The 17,955-nt window shown below is 65.8% G+C and carries 15 protein-coding genes and 2 tRNA genes; 10 read left to right on the top strand and 7 right to left on the bottom strand.

Annotated elements, in window-relative coordinates; genetic code table 11:
• The first annotated feature begins 6 nt into the window (after nt 1-6).
• Together LWE61_RS12515 and LWE61_RS12510 are read left to right on the top strand one after the other, a co-directional pair.
• Nucleotides 7-1,905, top strand: a complete 1,899-nt coding sequence (locus LWE61_RS12515) for an XrtA/PEP-CTERM system amidotransferase (RefSeq protein WP_234150446.1) — start codon at nt 7-9, stop codon at nt 1,903-1,905.
• Between the two features lie 208 nt (nt 1,906-2,113).
• A complete protein-coding gene (locus LWE61_RS12510; RefSeq protein ID WP_234150438.1) occupies nt 2,114-2,695 on the top strand; it encodes a GAF domain-containing protein in 582 nt (193 codons plus the stop codon).
• Between the two features lie 6 nt (nt 2,696-2,701).
• Here LWE61_RS12510 and truA read toward each other — a convergent pair whose 3' ends face one another.
• Complete coding sequence (truA, locus tag LWE61_RS12505; RefSeq protein WP_234150436.1) at nt 2,702-3,457, bottom strand: tRNA pseudouridine(38-40) synthase TruA; 756 nt, start codon at nt 3,455-3,457, stop codon at nt 2,702-2,704.
• 10 nt (nt 3,458-3,467) lie between these two features.
• On the bottom strand, nt 3,468-4,379 hold the full coding sequence (fmt, locus tag LWE61_RS12500; RefSeq protein WP_234150434.1) for a methionyl-tRNA formyltransferase: 912 nt from the start codon (nt 4,377-4,379) through the stop codon (nt 3,468-3,470).
• Nucleotides 4,380-4,431: 52 nt separating this feature from the next.
• Here fmt and recR point away from each other — a divergent pair, with 52 nt between their 5' ends.
• The 3 genes from recR (at nt 4,432) to LWE61_RS12485 (ending at nt 6,131) form a co-directional block, all read left to right on the top strand.
• A complete protein-coding gene (gene recR / locus LWE61_RS12495; protein WP_234150433.1) occupies nt 4,432-5,028 on the top strand; it encodes a recombination mediator RecR in 597 nt (198 codons plus the stop codon).
• 168 nt (nt 5,029-5,196) lie between these two features.
• Nucleotides 5,197-5,727 (top strand): peptide deformylase, encoded by a 531-nt coding sequence (gene def / locus LWE61_RS12490; protein ID WP_234150431.1) that lies wholly within the window; start codon nt 5,197-5,199, stop codon nt 5,725-5,727.
• Between the two features lie 83 nt (nt 5,728-5,810).
• Nucleotides 5,811-6,131, top strand: a complete 321-nt coding sequence (locus LWE61_RS12485; protein WP_234150429.1) for a DMT family transporter — start codon at nt 5,811-5,813, stop codon at nt 6,129-6,131.
• A 116-nt stretch (nt 6,132-6,247) separates the two neighbouring features.
• Here LWE61_RS12485 and LWE61_RS12480 read toward each other — a convergent pair whose 3' ends face one another.
• The 3 genes from LWE61_RS12480 to LWE61_RS12470 all read right to left on the bottom strand — a co-directional run bounded on the left by LWE61_RS12480 (nt 6,248) and on the right by LWE61_RS12470 (nt 10,100).
• Nucleotides 6,248-7,048, bottom strand: coding sequence for an NAD(P)-dependent oxidoreductase (locus tag LWE61_RS12480; RefSeq protein WP_234150428.1), 801 nt, complete (start codon nt 7,046-7,048; stop codon nt 6,248-6,250).
• Nucleotides 7,049-7,083: 35 nt separating this feature from the next.
• Nucleotides 7,084-9,063: a DNA topoisomerase IV subunit B gene (gene parE, locus LWE61_RS12475; protein WP_234150426.1), complete on the bottom strand. Its 1,980-nt coding sequence runs from the start codon at nt 9,061-9,063 to the stop codon at nt 7,084-7,086.
• Nucleotides 9,064-9,359: 296 nt separating this feature from the next.
• Nucleotides 9,360-10,100 carry a GcrA family cell cycle regulator gene (locus LWE61_RS12470; RefSeq protein WP_234150425.1) on the bottom strand — a complete coding sequence of 247 codons (741 nt, stop codon included), beginning with the start codon at nt 10,098-10,100 and terminating at the stop codon, nt 9,360-9,362.
• Nucleotides 10,101-10,222: 122 nt separating this feature from the next.
• Between LWE61_RS12470 and LWE61_RS12465 the strand changes: the two genes are divergently transcribed.
• Nucleotides 10,223-11,077, top strand: coding sequence for an ABC transporter permease (locus tag LWE61_RS12465; RefSeq protein ID WP_234150423.1), 855 nt, complete (start codon nt 10,223-10,225; stop codon nt 11,075-11,077).
• Between the two features lie 34 nt (nt 11,078-11,111).
• Here LWE61_RS12465 and hspQ read toward each other — a convergent pair whose 3' ends face one another.
• Nucleotides 11,112-11,492 carry a heat shock protein HspQ gene (gene hspQ / locus LWE61_RS12460; RefSeq protein ID WP_234150421.1) on the bottom strand — a complete coding sequence of 127 codons (381 nt, stop codon included), beginning with the start codon at nt 11,490-11,492 and terminating at the stop codon, nt 11,112-11,114.
• A gap of 161 nt (nt 11,493-11,653) precedes the next feature.
• Here hspQ and LWE61_RS12455 point away from each other — a divergent pair.
• The 4 genes from LWE61_RS12455 (at nt 11,654) to LWE61_RS12440 (ending at nt 15,264) form a co-directional block, all read left to right on the top strand.
• Nucleotides 11,654-11,743, top strand: a tRNA-Ser gene (locus tag LWE61_RS12455).
• Nucleotides 11,744-11,952: 209 nt separating this feature from the next.
• Nucleotides 11,953-12,942 carry a glycosyltransferase family A protein gene (locus LWE61_RS12450; RefSeq protein ID WP_234150420.1) on the top strand — a complete coding sequence of 330 codons (990 nt, stop codon included), beginning with the start codon at nt 11,953-11,955 and terminating at the stop codon, nt 12,940-12,942.
• A gap of 97 nt (nt 12,943-13,039) precedes the next feature.
• A tRNA-Pro gene (locus LWE61_RS12445) sits at nt 13,040-13,116 on the top strand.
• A 150-nt stretch (nt 13,117-13,266) separates the two neighbouring features.
• On the top strand, nt 13,267-15,264 hold the full coding sequence (locus LWE61_RS12440; protein ID WP_234150418.1) for a site-specific integrase: 1,998 nt from the start codon (nt 13,267-13,269) through the stop codon (nt 15,262-15,264).
• Between the two features lie 12 nt (nt 15,265-15,276).
• On the opposite strand, the gene LWE61_RS12435 is transcribed toward LWE61_RS12440, so the two are convergent.
• Entirely contained in the window at nt 15,277-17,682 is a 2,406-nt protein-coding gene (locus LWE61_RS12435) for a MobA/MobL family protein (RefSeq protein ID WP_234150417.1), read from the bottom strand.
• Nucleotides 17,683-17,955 lie beyond the last annotated feature (273 nt).

Below are 17,955 nucleotides of genomic sequence, written 5' to 3'. Positions count from 1 at the left end.
CCCGGTATGTGCGGGATTGCGGGAATATTCCATCTGGAGATGGCCAAGCCGGTCGAGGAGAGCCGCGTGCGCGCGATGCTCGTCCCCATGGCGCATCGGGGGCCTGACGGATCGGGCGTGTGGACCGCGCCGGGGGTGGGGCTGGGCCATTTGCGCCTGTCCATCATCGACCTGGCAGGCGGGGCGCAGCCGATGGCGACCGACGATGGTCAGATCGTCGTCACCTTCAACGGTGAAATCTATAATTTCGCGGAGGTTCGCGCCGAGCTGGAGGAAAAGGGGCACCGCTTTGTCTCCCACAGCGATACCGAGGTCATCCTGCACGGCTGGCGCCAGTGGGGCGAGCGGTGCGTCGATCATTTCGTCGGCATGTTCGCCTTTGCCCTGCACGACCGGGCCACCCAGTCGCTGTGGCTGGTGCGCGACCGGCTGGGCGTCAAGCCGCTGCATTATGCACAACTGTATGACGGCAGCCTGATCTTCGCGAGCGAGATGAAGGGCATTCTGGCCCACCCCATGATGCGGCGTGAGCCGGACCTGAGCGCGGTCGAGGATTATCTGGCCTTTGGCTATGTCCCCGACGACGCCAGCATCGTGAAGGGCGTGCAGAAGCTAGGCGCGGGCGAGACGCTGCTGGCCGTGCGGGGCAAGCCGCTGGGCCGTCCGCGCCGCTATTGGGATGTCAGCTTCGCGGACCGGCACAGCGGTTCGCCCGCCGCGCTGGAGGAGGAGCTGGTCCACCTGCTGCGCCAGTCGGTGCGGTCGCGCATGGTGGCGGATGTGCCGCTGGGCGCGTTCCTGTCGGGCGGGGTGGACAGCAGCACGGTGGTCGCCTTCATGGCGGAAAATTCGCGGGAGGCGGTGCGGACCTGCACCATCGGCTTTGACGACAAGGCGGTGGACGAGACGAGCCATGCCGACCTGATCGCCCGCCGATACGCCACCGACCATCGGGTGCGGATCGTGTCGCCGGACGATTATCCGCTGATCGACACGCTCACCACCCATTTCGACGAGCCGTTCGCGGATGTCTCCGCGCTGCCCACCTATCGCGTGTGCCAACTGGCGCGGGAGCAGGTGACGGTGGCGCTGAGTGGCGACGGCGCGGACGAGGCGTTCGCCGGATACCGCCGCCACAAATTCCAGCATCGCGAGGAGGGGATACGATCGCTGATCCCCGGTGCGATTCGCGGGCCGTTGCTGGGCACGCTGGGCAATCTCTATCCCAAGGCCGACTGGCTGCCGCGCCCGCTGCGCGCCAAGTCCACGCTGCTGGGCCTCGCGATGGACGGTGCGGAAGCCTATGCCCATTCGGTCAGCGTCACCCGGCCGCCGATGCGCGCGCGGCTGTGGGCGGACGAGCATCGCGCGGCGCTCAGCGGCTATCGGGCGGAGGATCGCTATATCAAGGCGATGCGCGATGCGCCCGCGCGCGACGCCATCGACCGCGCCCAATATGCGGACATCCGCATCTGGCTGCCCGGCGACATCCTCACCAAGACCGACCGGATGAGCATGGCGGTGAGCCTGGAGGCGCGCGAGCCGCTGCTGGATCACCGGCTGATCGAATTTGCCGCGAAACTGCCGGTCAACCAGCGCATCCGGGGGCAGAATGGCAAATATCTGTTGAAGAAGGCGATGGAGCCGATGTTGCCGACCTCCATCCTCTATCGCCAGAAGCAGGGGTTCGTGACCCCGGTGTCGGCGTGGTTCCGTGGTCCGCTGGCGGCGGAAGCGCGGGCGGTGGCGGGCGGATCGGCGCTGGCGCGGACCGGCTGGTTCGACATGACGCGGGTGGCGAACATCGCGGAGCAGCATCGGTCGGGCCTCCACAATCATGGACGGCTGCTCTGGCAGTTGCTGATGCTGGATCGGTCGGTCGAACGGCTGTTCGGAACCCGGTAACGCCTTTTGGAGCCTGTTTCGCAATGCGCCTTTGGTGCAGCCGCCCTTCACCGTCACCCGACCCTGCATGGAAGGCGGATGGGGATAAGGGCTGGTGCAGCAACAGAAATATGCACTTGCGCACATTTCGGGATAGAACTCTTAACGGCCCTGTAATGACTCGCCCGCTATGCTGTCGGCATAATAAGCAAAGCTTACGGGATCGCGCATGGCCATTGGAATCAAGGAGCAGCTCCGCCTCGCGGCGCTGCACAGCTATCATGTGCTCGACACACGGCCGGAGCCGTTTTTCGACGACATGGTCCGGGATCTGGCCCGTGTTGCGCGCGTCCCCATATCGCTGATCTCGCTGGTCGATGCCGACCGCCAGTGGTTCAAGGCCCGCACCGGCCTGAGCGCGACCGAGACGGAGCGGCGCATTTCCTTCTGCACCTTTGCGGTTGAACGGGACGAGGATTTCCTGATCGTGCCGGATGCCGCGCGCGATCCGCGCTTTGCCGACAGTCCGCTGGTGACGGGCGCGCCGCATATCCGATTTTACGCGGGGCGCGTGCTCAAGACGCCGCTGGGCCAGAATATCGGCACCATCAACATCATCGACACGCGCCCCCGGCAGGAGTTGAGCGAGTCGATCAAGGATAGGATGACCGCCTATAGCCAGCAGATCATCGCGACGTTCGACCGGCACCGGGCCGACCGCATCTTTACCGAGGCGCGGCGCACGTCGCAGGGCAATGATCCGGCGGGCGGTGCCCGGCAATATATCGGCGGCGCGCGCAGCCTGCGGTGAGACGCGTCACTCCGGGTAGATGGCCCCGGTGAAATAGAGGCCGTCCGGCGGGGCGTTGAGGCCCAGCCGCCCGCGATCCTGTGCGGCCAGTGCATCGCGCACATCCTCCGGCGTCCAGCGGCCCATGCCGACCAGCGCAAGGCAGCCGACCATCGAGCGGACCTGATGATGCAGGAAGCTGCGCGCGGCGGCGTGGACGATGATCCGCGCGCCGTCTCGTCCATCGGCCCGCACCACGTCCAGCCGGTCCAGCGTCTTCACCGGGCTTTCCGCCTGGCAATGGGCGGAGCGGAAGGTGGTGAAGTCGTGCAGGCCGACGAGATGCTGCGCGGCTTGCTGCATCGCGTCCGCGTCGAGCGGCTGGGGCACGCGCCACACCAGCCCCTTCTCAAAGGTCGCGGGCGCCCGGCGGCTGAGGATATGATATTCGTAGCGGCGGCCGAGACAGGAAAAGCGGGCGTGCCAGTCGTCCGCCACCACCACGCAATCGAGAATGGCGACGGGGGCGGGACGCAGTTTTGCGTTGACCGCCTCCATCAGGCGAAAGGGCGTGATGTCCCGCTCCACATCGGCATGGGCGCGCATGGCGGTGGCGTGGACGCCCGCATCGGTGCGGCCCGCCGCGTTCACGACCGGGCGGACCCCGGTGACGGCGGCGATGGCCTCCTCCACGGCCTGCTGCACGGAGGGGCCATGGGCCTGCCGTTGCCAGCCCATGAAGGGCCGACCGTCAAATTCGATCAGGAAGGCGAAGCGGGTCATGCGGGGCGGGTCATGCCGGGTCGACGGCGGTTCCGGGCGCGACGGCAAAGCCGCGCAGCATGTCGGCCAGCGGCATCGCGCCCTTGCCCGCGCGCTGCACCAGCGTCGGGCGGACGCTGCCGTCCCCGCAGGCGATCAGGAGGCGGTCGTCGAGGATGGTGCCGGTGGCACCGCTCACCGTATCCGGCTCGGCGGCCAATATCTTGATCCGCTCGCCGCCGATGGACAGCCAGGCGCCGGGCATGGGGTTGAAGGCGCGGACCTGCCGCTCCACGTCCAAGGCGGAGCGGGTGAAGTCGAGGCGGCTCTCCGCCTTCTCGATCTTGCTGGCGTAGGTCACGCCCTCTTCGGGTTGGACCTCCGCCGGGAATGCTTCGATGTCGGCCAGCACCCGGACCATCAGGTCGGCCCCGGCGCGGGCGATTGCGTCGGTCAGGTCGCCCGCCGTCCTACCCTCCACTGGGGTCCGCCAGATGGCGCGCATCGGCCCGGTGTCGAGGCCCGCCTCCATCTGCATGATGGTCACGCCCGTTTCCGCATCGCCCGCCAGTATCGCCCGCTGCACCGGTGCGGCCCCGCGCCAGCGCGGCAGGATCGAGCCATGGACGTTGAGGCAGCCGAGCCGGGGCCGGGCCAGAATAGCCTTGGGCAGGATCAGGCCATAGGCGGCGACGACCGCCACATCCGCGTCCAGCGCGGCGAAGGCGGCCAGTTCGCCCTCCCCGCGCAGGGAGGTGGGGGTACGTATGCGCAGGCCCAGCGCCTCCGCACGGGCATGGACGGGGGTGGGGCGATCCGCCTTGCCGCGCCCGGCGGGGCGGGGCGGCTGGCTGAAGACCGCGACAATCTGATGCCCAGCGTCGACCAGCGCGTCGAGCGTGGGGATGGCAAAATCGGGGGTGCCCATGAAGATGATCCGCATGCCGCCCTCTCACCCCTTGCGGGGGCGGCGCGCAAGTCTTTATTGGTGGGGCATGGCCTCTCCTGAAATTGAAGCGCTCACGACGGCGCTGGCCCGGCTGCCCGGCCTGGGTCCACGATCCGCACGCCGCGCCGTGCTGCACCTGTTGCGGCGGCGGGAGGGCGCGCTGGTGCCGCTGCTCGATGCGCTGGCGGCGGTGAACGAGCGGATGCGGACCTGCCATGTCTGCGGCAATGTCGATACGTCCGACCCCTGCGGCATCTGCGCCGATCCGCGCCGCGACGCGCGGTCGCTGTGCGTGGTGGAGGATGTGGCGGACCTGTGGGCGCTGGAGCGGTCGCGGCTGTTTCCGGGGCGTTTCCATGTGCTGGGCGGGCGACTGTCCGCGCTGGACGGGGTGCGGCCGGAAGATTTGTCCATTGCCGGGCTGGTGGCGCGGGTCGCGGCGGGCGGCGTGGACGAGGTGGTGCTGGCGATGAACGCCACCCTCGAGGGGCAGACGACGGCCCATTATATCGCCGAGCGGCTGGAGACCTATCCGCTGCGCATCACCCAATTGGCGCATGGCCTGCCGGTCGGCGGGGAGCTGGATTATCTGGACGAGGGGACGCTGGCGCAGGCGCTGCGCGCGCGGCGGCCGGTCGCCTGACACTCCCTGTCCTGCCGTGTTGGTAGGAAATGGCCTTCGGTCGCGGCGGCAAGTGTCTAGACCGCCACGATTTTTCCGCGAACCGGGCCAGTACGGGGCAGGCGTTGGGTCGTTTCGTGCCGGGCCGATCTTGTAAAAATCGGCCATATCCTGTATTTATGGGACCATATGGCAATTCTTCCGATCCTCGAAGCGCCCGATCCGCGGCTGCGTACCATCTCCTCCCCGGTGGAGGAGATTGACGATGATTTGCAGCGTCTGATCGACGACATGTTCGAGACGATGTACGACGCGCCGGGCATCGGCCTCGCCGCGATCCAGATCGGCGTGCCCAAGCGGTTGCTGGTGATGGACCTGCAGGAACCGGAATCGGAGGAGGAGGATGCTCCGCCGGTCCGCAAGCCGCTGGTCTTCATCAACCCGCGCATCCTCGACGGTTCGGCGGACCTCAGCGTCTATAACGAAGGCTGCCTGTCGGTGCCGGAGCAGTTCGCGGAGGTCGAGCGCCCCGCCAGCGTGCGGGCAAGCTGGATGGACCGGGATGGCCGCATCCATGAGGAGACGCTGGAGGGCCTGCTGGCCACCTGCCTCCAGCATGAGATGGACCATCTGGAGGGCATACTCTTCATCGACCATCTCTCGCGGCTGAAGCGCGACATGGTCCTGAAAAAACTGGCGAAGGCGCGCAAGGCGGCCTGAGCCCCCCGATCATCGGTGCACGGCCTCTTTCCGGGTTTCCGGCCGGCACCCTGTTCCATGAGCCCGCTGATAGGGAGTATCCTATGGCGTGGCTCGTCCTCGGCATTGCTGTCGTTACCGAAATCCTGTGGGTGCTGAGCCTGAAATGGGCGGGCGTGCAGAAGGGGTGGGCGGCGTCGCTGGTGCCCATCACGCTCAGCTTCATCAATATGGGCTTGCTGGCGGTCGCGATGCGCGACCTGCCGACGGGAACGGCCTATGCGGTGTGGACCGGGCTGGGCGCGGTCGGCGTGGTGATCTGCGGCGCATGGCTGTTCGGGGACAGGCTGTCGGTCCCGCAACTGGTCTTCATGGGCATGATCGTGGTGGGCGTGGTCGGCGCGAAGCTGACGGCGCCGGTCTGAGCAATATTCGGCAGGGGGTGGCTATGGGTGATCCGGTCATCTGAACCGGGTATCGCGGCCCTGTTTTCGTCTTTCCCACAGCCGATTGCATCGCAGCCGATGCGGGGCTTCGGTTCCTACGCCGGGCCGTCCTTGCCGAAAAAGGCGAGGGTGGGCGCGAAGGCGGCAAGGTCGATCCCCGCGCCCGCCGCGCTGGCGGCCACCGTCGCCACATCCTTGGACACGAAGGGCCAGGATCGGGCGAGCGCGGCATCGACCGGGACGCCGGAGCGGAACAGGTTCAGCGCATAGCTGTCCCCGCTGCATCCCGTCAGGATGGGCACGATGTCGGCAATCGCGAACCCCTGTCCCTCAGCAACCTCCAGCAGGGCGGCGGCATTTTTGAGGTTGGTGGCGAAGAGCAGGTTGTTGAGCAGCTTGATCGTCTGGCCATGTCCCAACGGCCCGACATGGTGGATTCGGCTGGCATAGCTGGCGATCAGGGGGCGTGCCCGCTCCACGGCATCGGCTTCCCCGCCGACCATGGCGGTCAGATCTCCGGCGAGGACGGTGTGCGGACCGCCGCTGAATGTGGCGTCGATGACCATGACCCCGGCGGGCGCCCGCGCGCCAATCTCCCGCGCCAGATCGGGCGAGCCGGTGGTGTGGATGGCGAGGATGCTGCCGGGGACCATCGCCGCCAGCGCGCCGTCATCGAACAGGACGGAGCGGACCTGCGCATCGTCGAACAGGCAAAGGGCAAGGATGTCGCTGGCCGTCGCCAGTGCACCATGGTCGGCCACGGAGGCCGCGCCCGCCGCCCTGACCGCATCCAGCCCGGCACCGCGCGCGAACACCGTCATATCCAGTCCCGCGCCGAGCGCGCGCAGCACCATGTTGGCGCCGATGGCGCCCAGGCCGATCCAGCCGATCCGCATATCCCTCTCCCGCTTCCTTCAGCCTCTCCGCCCGGTCAGGCGTCGATCGCGTCTTCCTCGACGCTGGCGGCCCGTTCCTGGATGAAGGCGAAGCGGTGGGCGGGGTTGGTGCCCATCAGCCGGTCGACCAGATCGCGTACGCCGGCCCGGTCCTCATATTCCTGCGGCAGGGTGATGCGGATCATGCTGCGCGTCTTGGGGTCCATGGTGGTTTCGCGGAGTTGCATGGGGTTCATCTCGCCCAGCCCCTTGAAGCGGCTGACCTCGACCTTCTTGCCCTTGAACTCCTTGGCCATCAATTGTTCGCGGTGCGCGTCGTCGCGGGCGTAGAGGCTCTTGCCCCCCGCCACGATGCGATAGAGCGGCGGCTGGGCGAGGTAGAGGTGGCCGCGCCGGACCAGTTCCGGCATCTCCTGAAAGAAGAAGGTCATCAGCAGCGTGGCGATATGCGCGCCGTCCACGTCGGCGTCGGTCATGATGACGACCCGCTCGTACCGCAGCAGGTCGGGGTTGCAGTCCTTGCGGCTGCCACAGCCGAGCGCCTGGATCAGGTCGGCGACCTCCAGATTGGCGGAAATCTTGGCGCTGGTGGCGGAGGCGACGTTCAATATCTTGCCGCGGATCGGCAGGATCGCCTGCGTCTTGCGCTCGCGCGCCTGCTTGGCCGATCCGCCTGCGCTGTCGCCCTCCACGATGAAGATTTCCGTGCCCTCCGGCGAATCGGTCGAGCAGTCGGTCAGCTTGCCGGGCAGGCGCAGCTTGCGCCCCGATGTCGCGGTCTTGCGCTTGACGTCACGCTCCGCCTTGCGGCGCAGGCGCTCGTCCATGCGATCCATGACATAGGCGAGCAGCGCCTTGCCCCGGTCCATACTGTCGGCCAGATAATGGTCGAAATGATCGCGCACCGCATTTTCGACGAGGCGCGCGGCCTCCGGCGAGGTCAGCCGGTCCTTCGTCTGGCTCTGGAACTGCGGGTCGCGGATGAAGACGGAGAGCATCACCTCGACGCCCACCATGATATCCTCCGCCTGAATATCCTTGGCGCGCTTTTGCCCGGCCAGGTCGCCGAACGCGCGGATACCCTTGGTCAGGGCGGCGCGCAGGCCCTGCTCATGCGTGCCGCCGTCGGGGGTCGGGATGGTGTTGCAATACCAGCTGAACGATCCGTCCGACCAGAGCGGCCAGGCGATCGCCCATTCCACCCGGCCCGCATTGTCGGGGAAGGCGTGGGTGCCGCGAAAAAACTCCGCCGTGGCGCATTCGCGCGTGCCGACCTGTTCCTTCAGATGATCGGCCAGGCCGCCGGGGAACTGGAACACCGCCTCCGCAGGCGTGTCGTCGGTGATGATCGACGGGTCGCAGCGCCAGCGGATTTCGACGCCGGCAAACAGATAGGCCTTTGACCGGGCCAGCTTGTGCAGGCGCGCCGGCTTGAACAGCAGGTTACCGAAAATCTCCGTATCCGGTTCGAAGCGGACGGTGGTGCCGCGCCGGTTGGGGGCGGCGCCGACCTTCTCCACCGGGCCGAGCGACAGGCCGCGCGAGAAGCTCTGGCGATAGAGTTCCTTGTTGCGGGCGACCTCGACCTCGGTCTTGACCGACAGGGCGTTGACCACGCTGATGCCGACGCCGTGCAGGCCGCCGCTGGTCTGATAGGCCTTGTCGGAGAATTTTCCGCCAGAATGGAGCGTGGTGAGGATCACCTCCAGCGCCGACTGGCCGGGATATTTGGGATGGGGGTCGACGGGGATGCCGCGGCCATTGTCGGTGATGGTCAGACGGTTGCCCGCCTCCAGCGTCACCTCGATCCGGGTGGCGAAACCGGCGACGGCCTCGTCCATCGCATTGTCGAGCACTTCGGCGGCGAGATGGTGCAGCGCCCGCTCGTCCGTGCCGCCGATATACATGCCGGGACGGCGCCGGACCGGCTCCAGCCCCTCCAGCACCTCGATGGCGGATGCGTCATACGCCTGTGCGGCGGCCTGGTTGGCTTCGGCAAAAAGATCTTCGGACATGGGGGGGACTATAGGGGGGTGGGGAGGCATCCGGCAAGCGGCGGGGGCCTGTGCGCGCGATTTCCTGCTTCGAGCGGTACGGCTGTTGGGAGAGGGGCTGTTGCAGCGGGGAGTGGGGAGCCGTTGCTCCTGTGCCTCAGGGCAAGAACGGCCTTTCGACAGGCTCAGGGCGAATGGGGGAGGGGAAGGCGCGTGTGCTTCCTCCCTTTGTCGTCGTTGCGATCGCAGTCAGCCCGATCCCGTCCAGCCCAAAGAAAAAACCGCCCGGATCGACCGACCCGGACGGCTTGACATCGTCAGCGGACCCGCGGGCCGCCGAAGGGCAGCGGCGGGGGCGGGCGGCGGGTGCCGCGCGGCAACTGGGCCTGATAAGCGCGGCCGCAATGTTCGACGCAATAGGGGAAACCGGGGTTCACCTTGACGCCGCAGAAGTGGAAGTCCGGCTCGCCCGGATGACCGATCGGCCATTTGCAGATCTTCTCCGTCAGATCGAGCAGGCTGGTCTTGTCCGCAATCTCCGCGCTGGGTTTGGCGGGCACCAGACGGCGCGGCGGCGCGGGCGGGATAGGCTGCTGCTGCTCGCCCGGTCCCTGACGCAGGAAGCCGCCGGGGCCGACCGAGATGATGCGCGGCTGTGGCGGGGGAGGCGGCGCGTCGGACGCGTCCACGGCGGGCGCAGGCGCCGCAGCCGCAGCTGGGGGTGGAGCGGGTCGGGCGACGGGCGCAGCCGATGTCGAGAAGGGCGGGGGCGTCGCGACGCTGGGCCTTGCGGGCGCTTCGGCCACCACCGGCGCGGGGGCAGGGGCGGGCGCCGGGGCAGGCGCAGCCTCGGCCGCCGGCTTGCGTGCCGCCGCTGCCTTGGCGCCCGAATCGGCGGCCTTCACCGGCGAAGGGCGCGCCTGGAGGCCCAGACGGTGCGCCTTGCCGATCACGGCATTGCGGCTGACGCCACCCAGTTCCTCGGCAATCTGGCTTGCGGTCATGCCGCGTTCCCACATGGTCTTGAGCTGATCGATACGCTCAGTTGTCCACGCCATGCTCGCTCCTTCTGATATAGCGCCGCGCATATGGGTGTTCGGCGGCAAAAGGTCAAATGGACTCGGCGGAAATGGGGCATCGGCCCTTGCCGACGACCCGCCTTCCACGATAGGCGACGATCATGACCGATACGCCCCCTTCGCACCCCGCGCCGCCCGATCGCCCCGGCCTGATCGCCCATGAGCCGGGCGTGCCCGTCATCCGGTCCGTCAACTGGGCCGGAACCCGCGCGCTCTACGCCAAGGAAGTGCGCCGTTTCCTGAAGGTGCAGTTGCAGACCATCTGGGGACCGAGCGTCACGACATTGCTCTATCTGCTGATCTTCGTGCTGGCGCTGGGCGGCGCGCAACGGACCGTGCTGGGCGTGCCCTTTGCGGATTTCGTCGCGCCGGGCCTGATCGCGATGGCGATGATCCAGGCGACCTTCGCCAACGCCAGCTTCTCACTGCTCAGCGGCAAGATGCAGGGGACTATCGTCGACTATCTGATGCCGCCGCTGTCCACGGGCGAACTGATCCTGGCGCTGGTCAGTGCGGCGGTCACGCGCGCGGTGCTGGTCGGGCTGGCGCTGTGGCTGGTCATGGCGCTGTGGCCGGGCGTCCATGTCATGCCGCGCCATCCCTGGGCGATCCTGTGGTTCGGGCTGCTGGGGTCGGCTTTCGTCGCCTTTCTGGGCATATTGACGTCGGTGTGGGCGGAGAAGTTCGACCATAGCGCCGCCGTCACCAATTTCGTGATCGGTCCCCTGTCGCTCTTGTCCGGCACCTTCTACGCCATCGACCGGTTGCCGCCGCTGTTCCACGCGATCAGCCACGCCAACCCGTTCTTCTATGTGATTTCGGGCTTTCGCTATGGTTTCCTGTCGGCGGCGGACACGGCGGTGGGGCGCGGCGCGATCATCCTGCTGGCGGCGACGGTGGCGCTGGGCAGCCTGACCTATGTGGTCCTGAAGAGCGGCTGGCGGATCAAGCCCTGACGCACGACAAGGCTCGCCATGCCGGGGCGGGTCGTCAGTGCCAGCGTTCGCCGCGCATCCGATAGCTGCCGTCGGCCTGCTTCTTGAAGAAATGGCCGATGGCGGGATGGTTCACCGGCCCGCCGGTCGCGTCCTCCACCAGATTCTGCTGGCTGACATAGGCGATATAGCTGCCCTCCTCATTCTCCGCGAAGAGGTGGTAATAGGGCTGGGCGCGGGCGGGGCGGACATCCTCCGGGATGGACTCATACCATTGTTCGCTGTTCGCAAAGGCGGGGTCGACATCGAACACCAGTCCCCGGAACCCGTAGAGGCGGTGCGCGACCACGTCGCCGATCCGAAAGAGCGCATGCGCGACCAGCGGCGCATCGGCAATGGAAGGGGGCAGGGAGGAACGGTCATAGAGTATGTCCATGGCCCTCATGTAGTGCACCGCAGCACGGGTGCAAGAAAAATGCCGTGATCCCGCTTTTCGCCCATCATCCCCGCTTGGCAAAGCCGATATCATTCGTTAGTGGGCCTTCCTCACGACCATGGTCGCACATCAAGGTGCGGCATCCCGAACGGGAATTCTGCGGAGAGATGGCAGAGTGGTCGAATGCACCGCACTCGAAATGCGGCATGCCGGCAACGGCATCCAGGGTTCGAATCCCTGTCTCTCCGCCACTTCCCTTTTCCGGAATGAGCCTTGCTGATGAGCGCGGCTGGACGACCTGCCATTCCATCGAAAGAGGGTTAATTTACCATCATAGGTGGTTAACCAGTTGGATTTGCGCCATCGGCACAACCTAATGTTTCTCCGAGGATTTTCGATCGTTGCATGGGGTGCCCCGCCGGATTGGCTGCGCCTGCCCCATGCCACGATAGCCGGAGAAATGAGCATGTGGCCCCAGTTGATGGCGCGCGCTAAGCGCAGCATGTACAATCACCTGTGCCGGGGCATATTCGCCACGCCGCCGATTGTCGCCCGTCAGGACGGCGTCGTCATCTTCTCGATGATCGGCACGGCGGTGATGATCCCCTATATGATCGCCATCAAGTCGCTCCATCATCATCTGCAACGCGGACGGGTGGTCGTGATGGACGATGGGACGCTGACCGATGCGGACCGGCTGCTGCTGCGCCATCATCTCGACAGTCCGCAAATCCTGTCGCTGAAGGATGTGGACGTTGGGCCGTGTCCGCGCGGCGGGACGTGGGAGCGGTTGCTGACCATCCTCGACATGGCGGCTGATGAGTATGTGATCCAGCTCGATAGCGACACCGTCACCCTCGGTCCCGTGCCGCATGTGCTGGAAGCCATCGACGCGAACCGGAGCTTTACCCTGCTAGGCGCGGAAACGCCGGTGCAGGAGATATTGCCGGTCGACATCTTCACCCGCCGCTTCTTCCCCGGCGGAGAGCCTGCGGCGGAGGACTTCACCGGCCACATTCAGGGAGCGACCGAATCCGTCCTGACCCGCATGGCCGTCCCCGGCCTCGACCGTCCGCGCTATGTGCGCGGCTGTTCCGGCTTCACCGGCTTTGCACGGGGCAGTGACCGGCGGCTGGCCACGGCCTTCTCCCAGACGGCCAGCGCCGTGCTGGGCGTGAAGCGGTGGCATGAATGGGGGACGGAGCAGGTGACGTCCAGTTTCGTCATCGCCAACAGCGACAATGCCATGGTGCTGCCACCCGCCCTCTATGAGAATTATTGGGGCACTGCACCGGCGGCGGATGCGCGCTTCCTGCATTTCATCGGGACATATCGCTGGCATGCGTGGGAATATCAGCAACATTGCCTGTCGGCGATCCGCGACCTGAAGGCAGGTGGCGCGCTGGACCAGTCCGTGCGCGGCGAACCGGAGCAGGCCCGCGCGGCCTGATTTCGGGTGTTAATGCGCCCGACCGGCTGATTGAGACGCGAAAGGCTGGAATAGTGCTTGCGCCGCCGGGGCAGCATACCTAAGGCCCTCTTCGGATCGGGGAGTAGCGCAGTCTGGTAGCGCGCCTGCTTTGGGAGCAGGATGTCGCAGGTTCGAATCCTGTCTCCCCGACCACTTATCTCCATCCTGACCAGTAACCAGTTGAAAACCGGCCTTTTTCTAAGGAGGCGGGTAATTGGTTGCGAATCCTTTCGCGCAATTGTGCCAGAGATTGTGCCAGCCGCTGTGTTCGCGCCTGTGCCCGCCATGCCAGCGGGAGCGCGCATGGCCACCAACATTTACCCCCGCGGCACCACGCAATGGTGGCGCCGTTCGGTCCACTTTGTTGCCGTCCTTAACGATCCTATAACCATCCGGATGTCGCTGAAAACGCGATGCCCGCGCGAGGCTCGAGCCCGTGCCGGGTATCTCGAGATGGAGATGAAGGTTGTGGAAACGACGATCGTCGAGGAACTGAGGACGCGGATCGCGCCGGACGATATGCGTGCGGTCTACCGCACCGCGTTCGAGGCGACGCTCGACCGCTATATCGTCCAGCAGGCAGCGACCCCATTCCGAGCGGAGGCCCATGCGGCGATAAATCTCACCTATGCGCGCTATTTCACGCTGATGGCCTCCACGCCCACGGCGCCCGAGGCCGATGAGGATCTGCGAGATCAGCTCGCGGCCAGTGGGCTCTCGCCCAAGGACGCGGACGCACTGTTCGTTACGGTGGCGAGACACAATGGCGCCTCGCCAATCGGCCATAACTATCTGGCGGGCTATCTTCGATCCGCCGGGATCAAGCCCACCGAGGACAATCTGCGCGCGATGTCGCGGGTGGCGGCGGCGGCTTATCGTAACGCCTGCCTTGCCGCAACCGAAGGACTGGACCTGCCCAATCCCGAAGCCCAGGTCTGGCCGCTGCCCAGCGTGCTGCGCAAGCTGCTCGAGCTGCCCGGTGGTGAAACCGAACAGGCGAAGCCCCCACCACAGGAACCGGAGACAGTGCTGGATCCCGCCCCTATCCCAATTACGCCGGCTGCGCCTGCGCCAGCGGGGTTGGGTAGAAAAATCGACGTTTCGTTGTCGACCCTTGCAGCGACCTGCCTGCAACGGAAGATCGATGATCGCGAGTGGCGCGAGGAACGCCGCCGTGACATCGATGCAGCGGTGAACCTGTTTCTTGAAGCGAGGGGCGACCTCATGCTGTCGGAAATTGACCAGCAGGCATGTAGCGCGATGACCGCGCTCTTTCCGCGCCTGCCCACTCGCTATGGCCACATCCGCGAGGACATCGAGGGCGGCATAGCTGCCGTCATCGAACGCGGTGACGCCCTCCGCGCGCTCTGGAAGCAGGATCCGGTCAAGGCTGAGCGCGAACTGCTGCCCACCGTGGGCATCAGTGACATCACGCACAACAAGCACCTGACCTGGCTGAGCGCCCTGTTCAAGTTCGCAGACGCCAACGGCTATGTCACACCCGACGTCGATCTCGGCAAACTGCGCCGCAAGGTGAAAAAGAAAAAGGGCGGCAAGCGCCTGCCTTGGGCGGAGGCTGATCTGCGGACCCTCATTTCTGGGCCGGTGTGGACGGGATGCAAGGGGTTGTGGAACCGCCTGGTGGCTGGCGACCTCGTTTTCCACGACGGGATGTATTGGGGCTTGCCGCTGGTCATCTGCACGGGCGGCCGGTCCGAGGAGCCGGCCGGGCTGATGCTGGCGGACATATTCGAGGATGCCCCGATCCCTTACTTCCACTTCCGTGACAACGCCTATCGCTTGCTGAAAAACGACCAGTCCGATCGCAAGGTGCCGATCGCCCCGGCGCTGATCCGGCTTGGCTTTCTCGACCACGTCCGTGCAATGCGCGAGTTGGGTCACGAGTTGCTGTTCCCCGAATTCTACAATCCTAAGGCCAGCATGAGCTTCGACCATAACTTCTACGACAAGGTGTTCGAGCCACTGCGCGCCTTTCATTTTCCAACCGGAACCAGCCAGAAGCGCGGGCGCAAGGACGTCGATGTCCACTCGATCCGGACCCGCGTCGCATCGTTCTGGCGCGACCGAAAGTTCGATCCGGGTTTGCGCCAGTATCTGTTAGGCCACGTGCCTGACGGCGAGACGGCCGCGAGCTATGAGGACGAACCGGGCCTCGACCTGCTGCTGCCGCTGGTCAACACGTTGGGCGATCTGTTGCCGGAGCTGCCGGTCATGCCGCTGCGCCTGCGCCCGTCCGAATGGCAGAAGTTCGGTTCGATCCGGGGACGGCCGGCGAAATAGCACGTTGGGCCGCTAACGCCCTGCCGATCGCGCCGCCGCCATAGCGGCGGCGATAGCGCGCCTGGTCGCCTCGGACGTTTCGGGAGCCGACGAGCTATCAAGGGGCGTCGGCAACGCGGGTTGCTGTGACTCGACCATCGGCGGCTTGGCAGCAATCGTAGCCCCGGGAGGCGCGACCGCTGCGGAGCGTTGCCGCTCGATCATCAGCGCTTGCTGACGCAGTGCTGCAGCATCACGGCGGCAATCGACCAGCAATGCGCGTTCATCAGTAAGGCGATCGTCGAGCAGGCCGAGATACCCTGTAGCGGCCACGACCAGCCGCTGGGACTCTTCGCGCTCGGATGGCCGACCGGCTGCGGGGTCGGCGTCGAACGCCTGGACGAGTTGACGGTTGGCTTGGCGGACATGCGCCGCTCGCGACCGCACCCGCTCTATTCCATGGTGAACGCGGAAGGCGATATCGTCCAGTTGCGCCGCCGTATGCAGGTTGTCGCGCAGCATGTTCGCCTCCTGCTCGACCGCCTCGGTCCCCTTGATCCTGCGACGCGAGCGCCGGTAGCGCTCGATCCGTTCTTCGGCATCTGCCAGCGCCTGACGGTGAAGCGCATCACCCTGCGCCATGATCGCCTTCCACTGGCGGAGTTCATTTGCGGTTCCGATCTTGGTCCTCTCGCCCCGGGTTTCGGCCGCCGCCTGGCTGGTGCCGAGATGCTCTTGCGGATCGGCAATGATGCCCATTTCGGTATAGCGACGCGGATCGAGCCGCCTCTCAACGCCTGCGCGCGCCAGATGATGATTGGTGATCGCCGCCAGTTCCTCGCGCAGGGTCTTGATCCACGTCTTGTCGGTTATCCCGTCGACCTTCTTCTGTTTTATAGGGGTCGCCTTGCCATTGGTGCGTCCTCGCTTCGGCGTGACGACGGTGAAGTCCCACATGCCGGGCTCGAGCCCAACCGTCTTGAACCCGCGGTTTTCGAGGTTGGCGATATCGGTTTCGGTGATGCGGCGACACGGTCGATCGTAATAGATCAGGTGGAAATGCCAATTCTTCTCGTTGTTGTGATGATCCGGCGCATGCATCACCGCCACAAAGGGCATTTTGCGCCGTTCGAATATCGCCGAGAATTCGCGGACGATCGTGAACCGCTCTCCTTCATCGAGCTCGTCTGGCAGTTCGCCGACGACACGATACTGGATGCGGCCCTTGCGTCCGTCGTGAAATGCGGCGAACGGCGTCGACCCGGACGTCTTGTTGGCCGTGGTCGGCTTAACCCAGCCGGGCTGCTTGTCGAGGAACGCGCGCATCGCTTTGCCGGAGGGAATGTCGAAGCGGATCGGCTCGTGCGGCGTATTCGTGCCCAGCGCCTCCCGGAGTTCGGCGGGGCAGTCCGGATGGATCGAGACTTTCGCCCAGAACGCCGGGCGGTCGTTGACCCGCAACGACATCTGGTCGTTGCTGGCGACCGCCTCGTGCTGCTCGACCAGCGACCAGAACCGGGCCCGCTGTTCATCGTCCGGATCGATGTTTGTGATGAGCGCCCGCGTGCCGTCCGGCTGGATCGCCACCGCCTCCGTGCGACCGATGTAGCGATCATGGTCTGGTGCCTCCCCCGCGCTGGCCAGCACGGCTATTCCGCCTGGGCTATGGCTTTGAGGAAGCGACGACGCATCTGGCAGTCGGTGAACGGCCGACCCGGATACCATGGATAGATCTTGAGCGCCGGGCAGGTGACCATGGGATCCCCGTCCTTGACGTACCAGATCGCGCCGGGACAACAGCCACAGACCGGCATCGGAGTCGGCATCTTCTCTGGCTCCGTATACCACAGATCCCGGAGCACCGGGCTGAGGTCCGGCGAGGTCGTCCACCAGTCCTCGGGCAATCCACGGATCGAACCCGAGGTATCGGTGCCAGTCGTATTCATGGTCTTTCTCCAGGTTGGTGATGCGTGACGATGTGGTCGTGATGCCGGTGGCGTGATGCTGATCGATGCCGATAGCTGGCATCAGGACGGCGGCCGCTATGTCCATGCCGACCGCAGGTTCGATCGACGCGACCGCCACCTCCCGTTCAACGTACCGGGCATGCGCACGAGCAGCGCCAGGGCGGTTGCGCAGGCCGCTCTCGTTCATCTCGTGCGTGACCTTGCTGATCGCGCGGTGCTGAATGTGGAAAGAGGTAGCCCCGGCCGTATTGGTCAGCCGATAGGATCGCGTGACCGGCCGGTTAAACTGAACGGCGCGATCCTGTTGCTGCCCCTCCGCCCGCTGGATAAGGCTGGCGCGGCGGCGGCGCCATCGCTTGACGCCCAGCGTATCCTCGGGATCGACATCCTCAATCCCGTCGCGAATACGCACTAGCTTCGAAAAAGCACGCTCCGCGCGCGCGACGGCGCGGTCAAAGCCGTCCTGCTTCATATGATACCTCTTTGGTAAGCCAATCCGATCACGGCAGTTTTTGGGATCGTCGCACGTGATCAGACAGTCCGGAGCATAAGTCAGAAATGAACATGGATCATGACTTACGCAGGTGGATGCTCGGCTGCTTGTGGCATGCCCGCGTTCTTCATCGGCTGCACCCGCCAGCCGATCGCACAGCAGTTTGGGCTCCTGCCCAAACTGCGGTAGTGCGCCTGAAAACATTGCCGGGCCAATGCCCTGTCACTGCGCTGGCAGTGATTGCCCGCCAAC

It is taken from the genome of Sphingobium sufflavum (assembly GCF_021403115.1).
Classification (GTDB): domain Bacteria; phylum Pseudomonadota; class Alphaproteobacteria; order Sphingomonadales; family Sphingomonadaceae; genus Sphingobium; species Sphingobium sufflavum.
The sequence above is the reverse complement of the archived record's forward strand: the minus strand, read 5'-3'. Positions and strand labels throughout refer to the sequence as shown.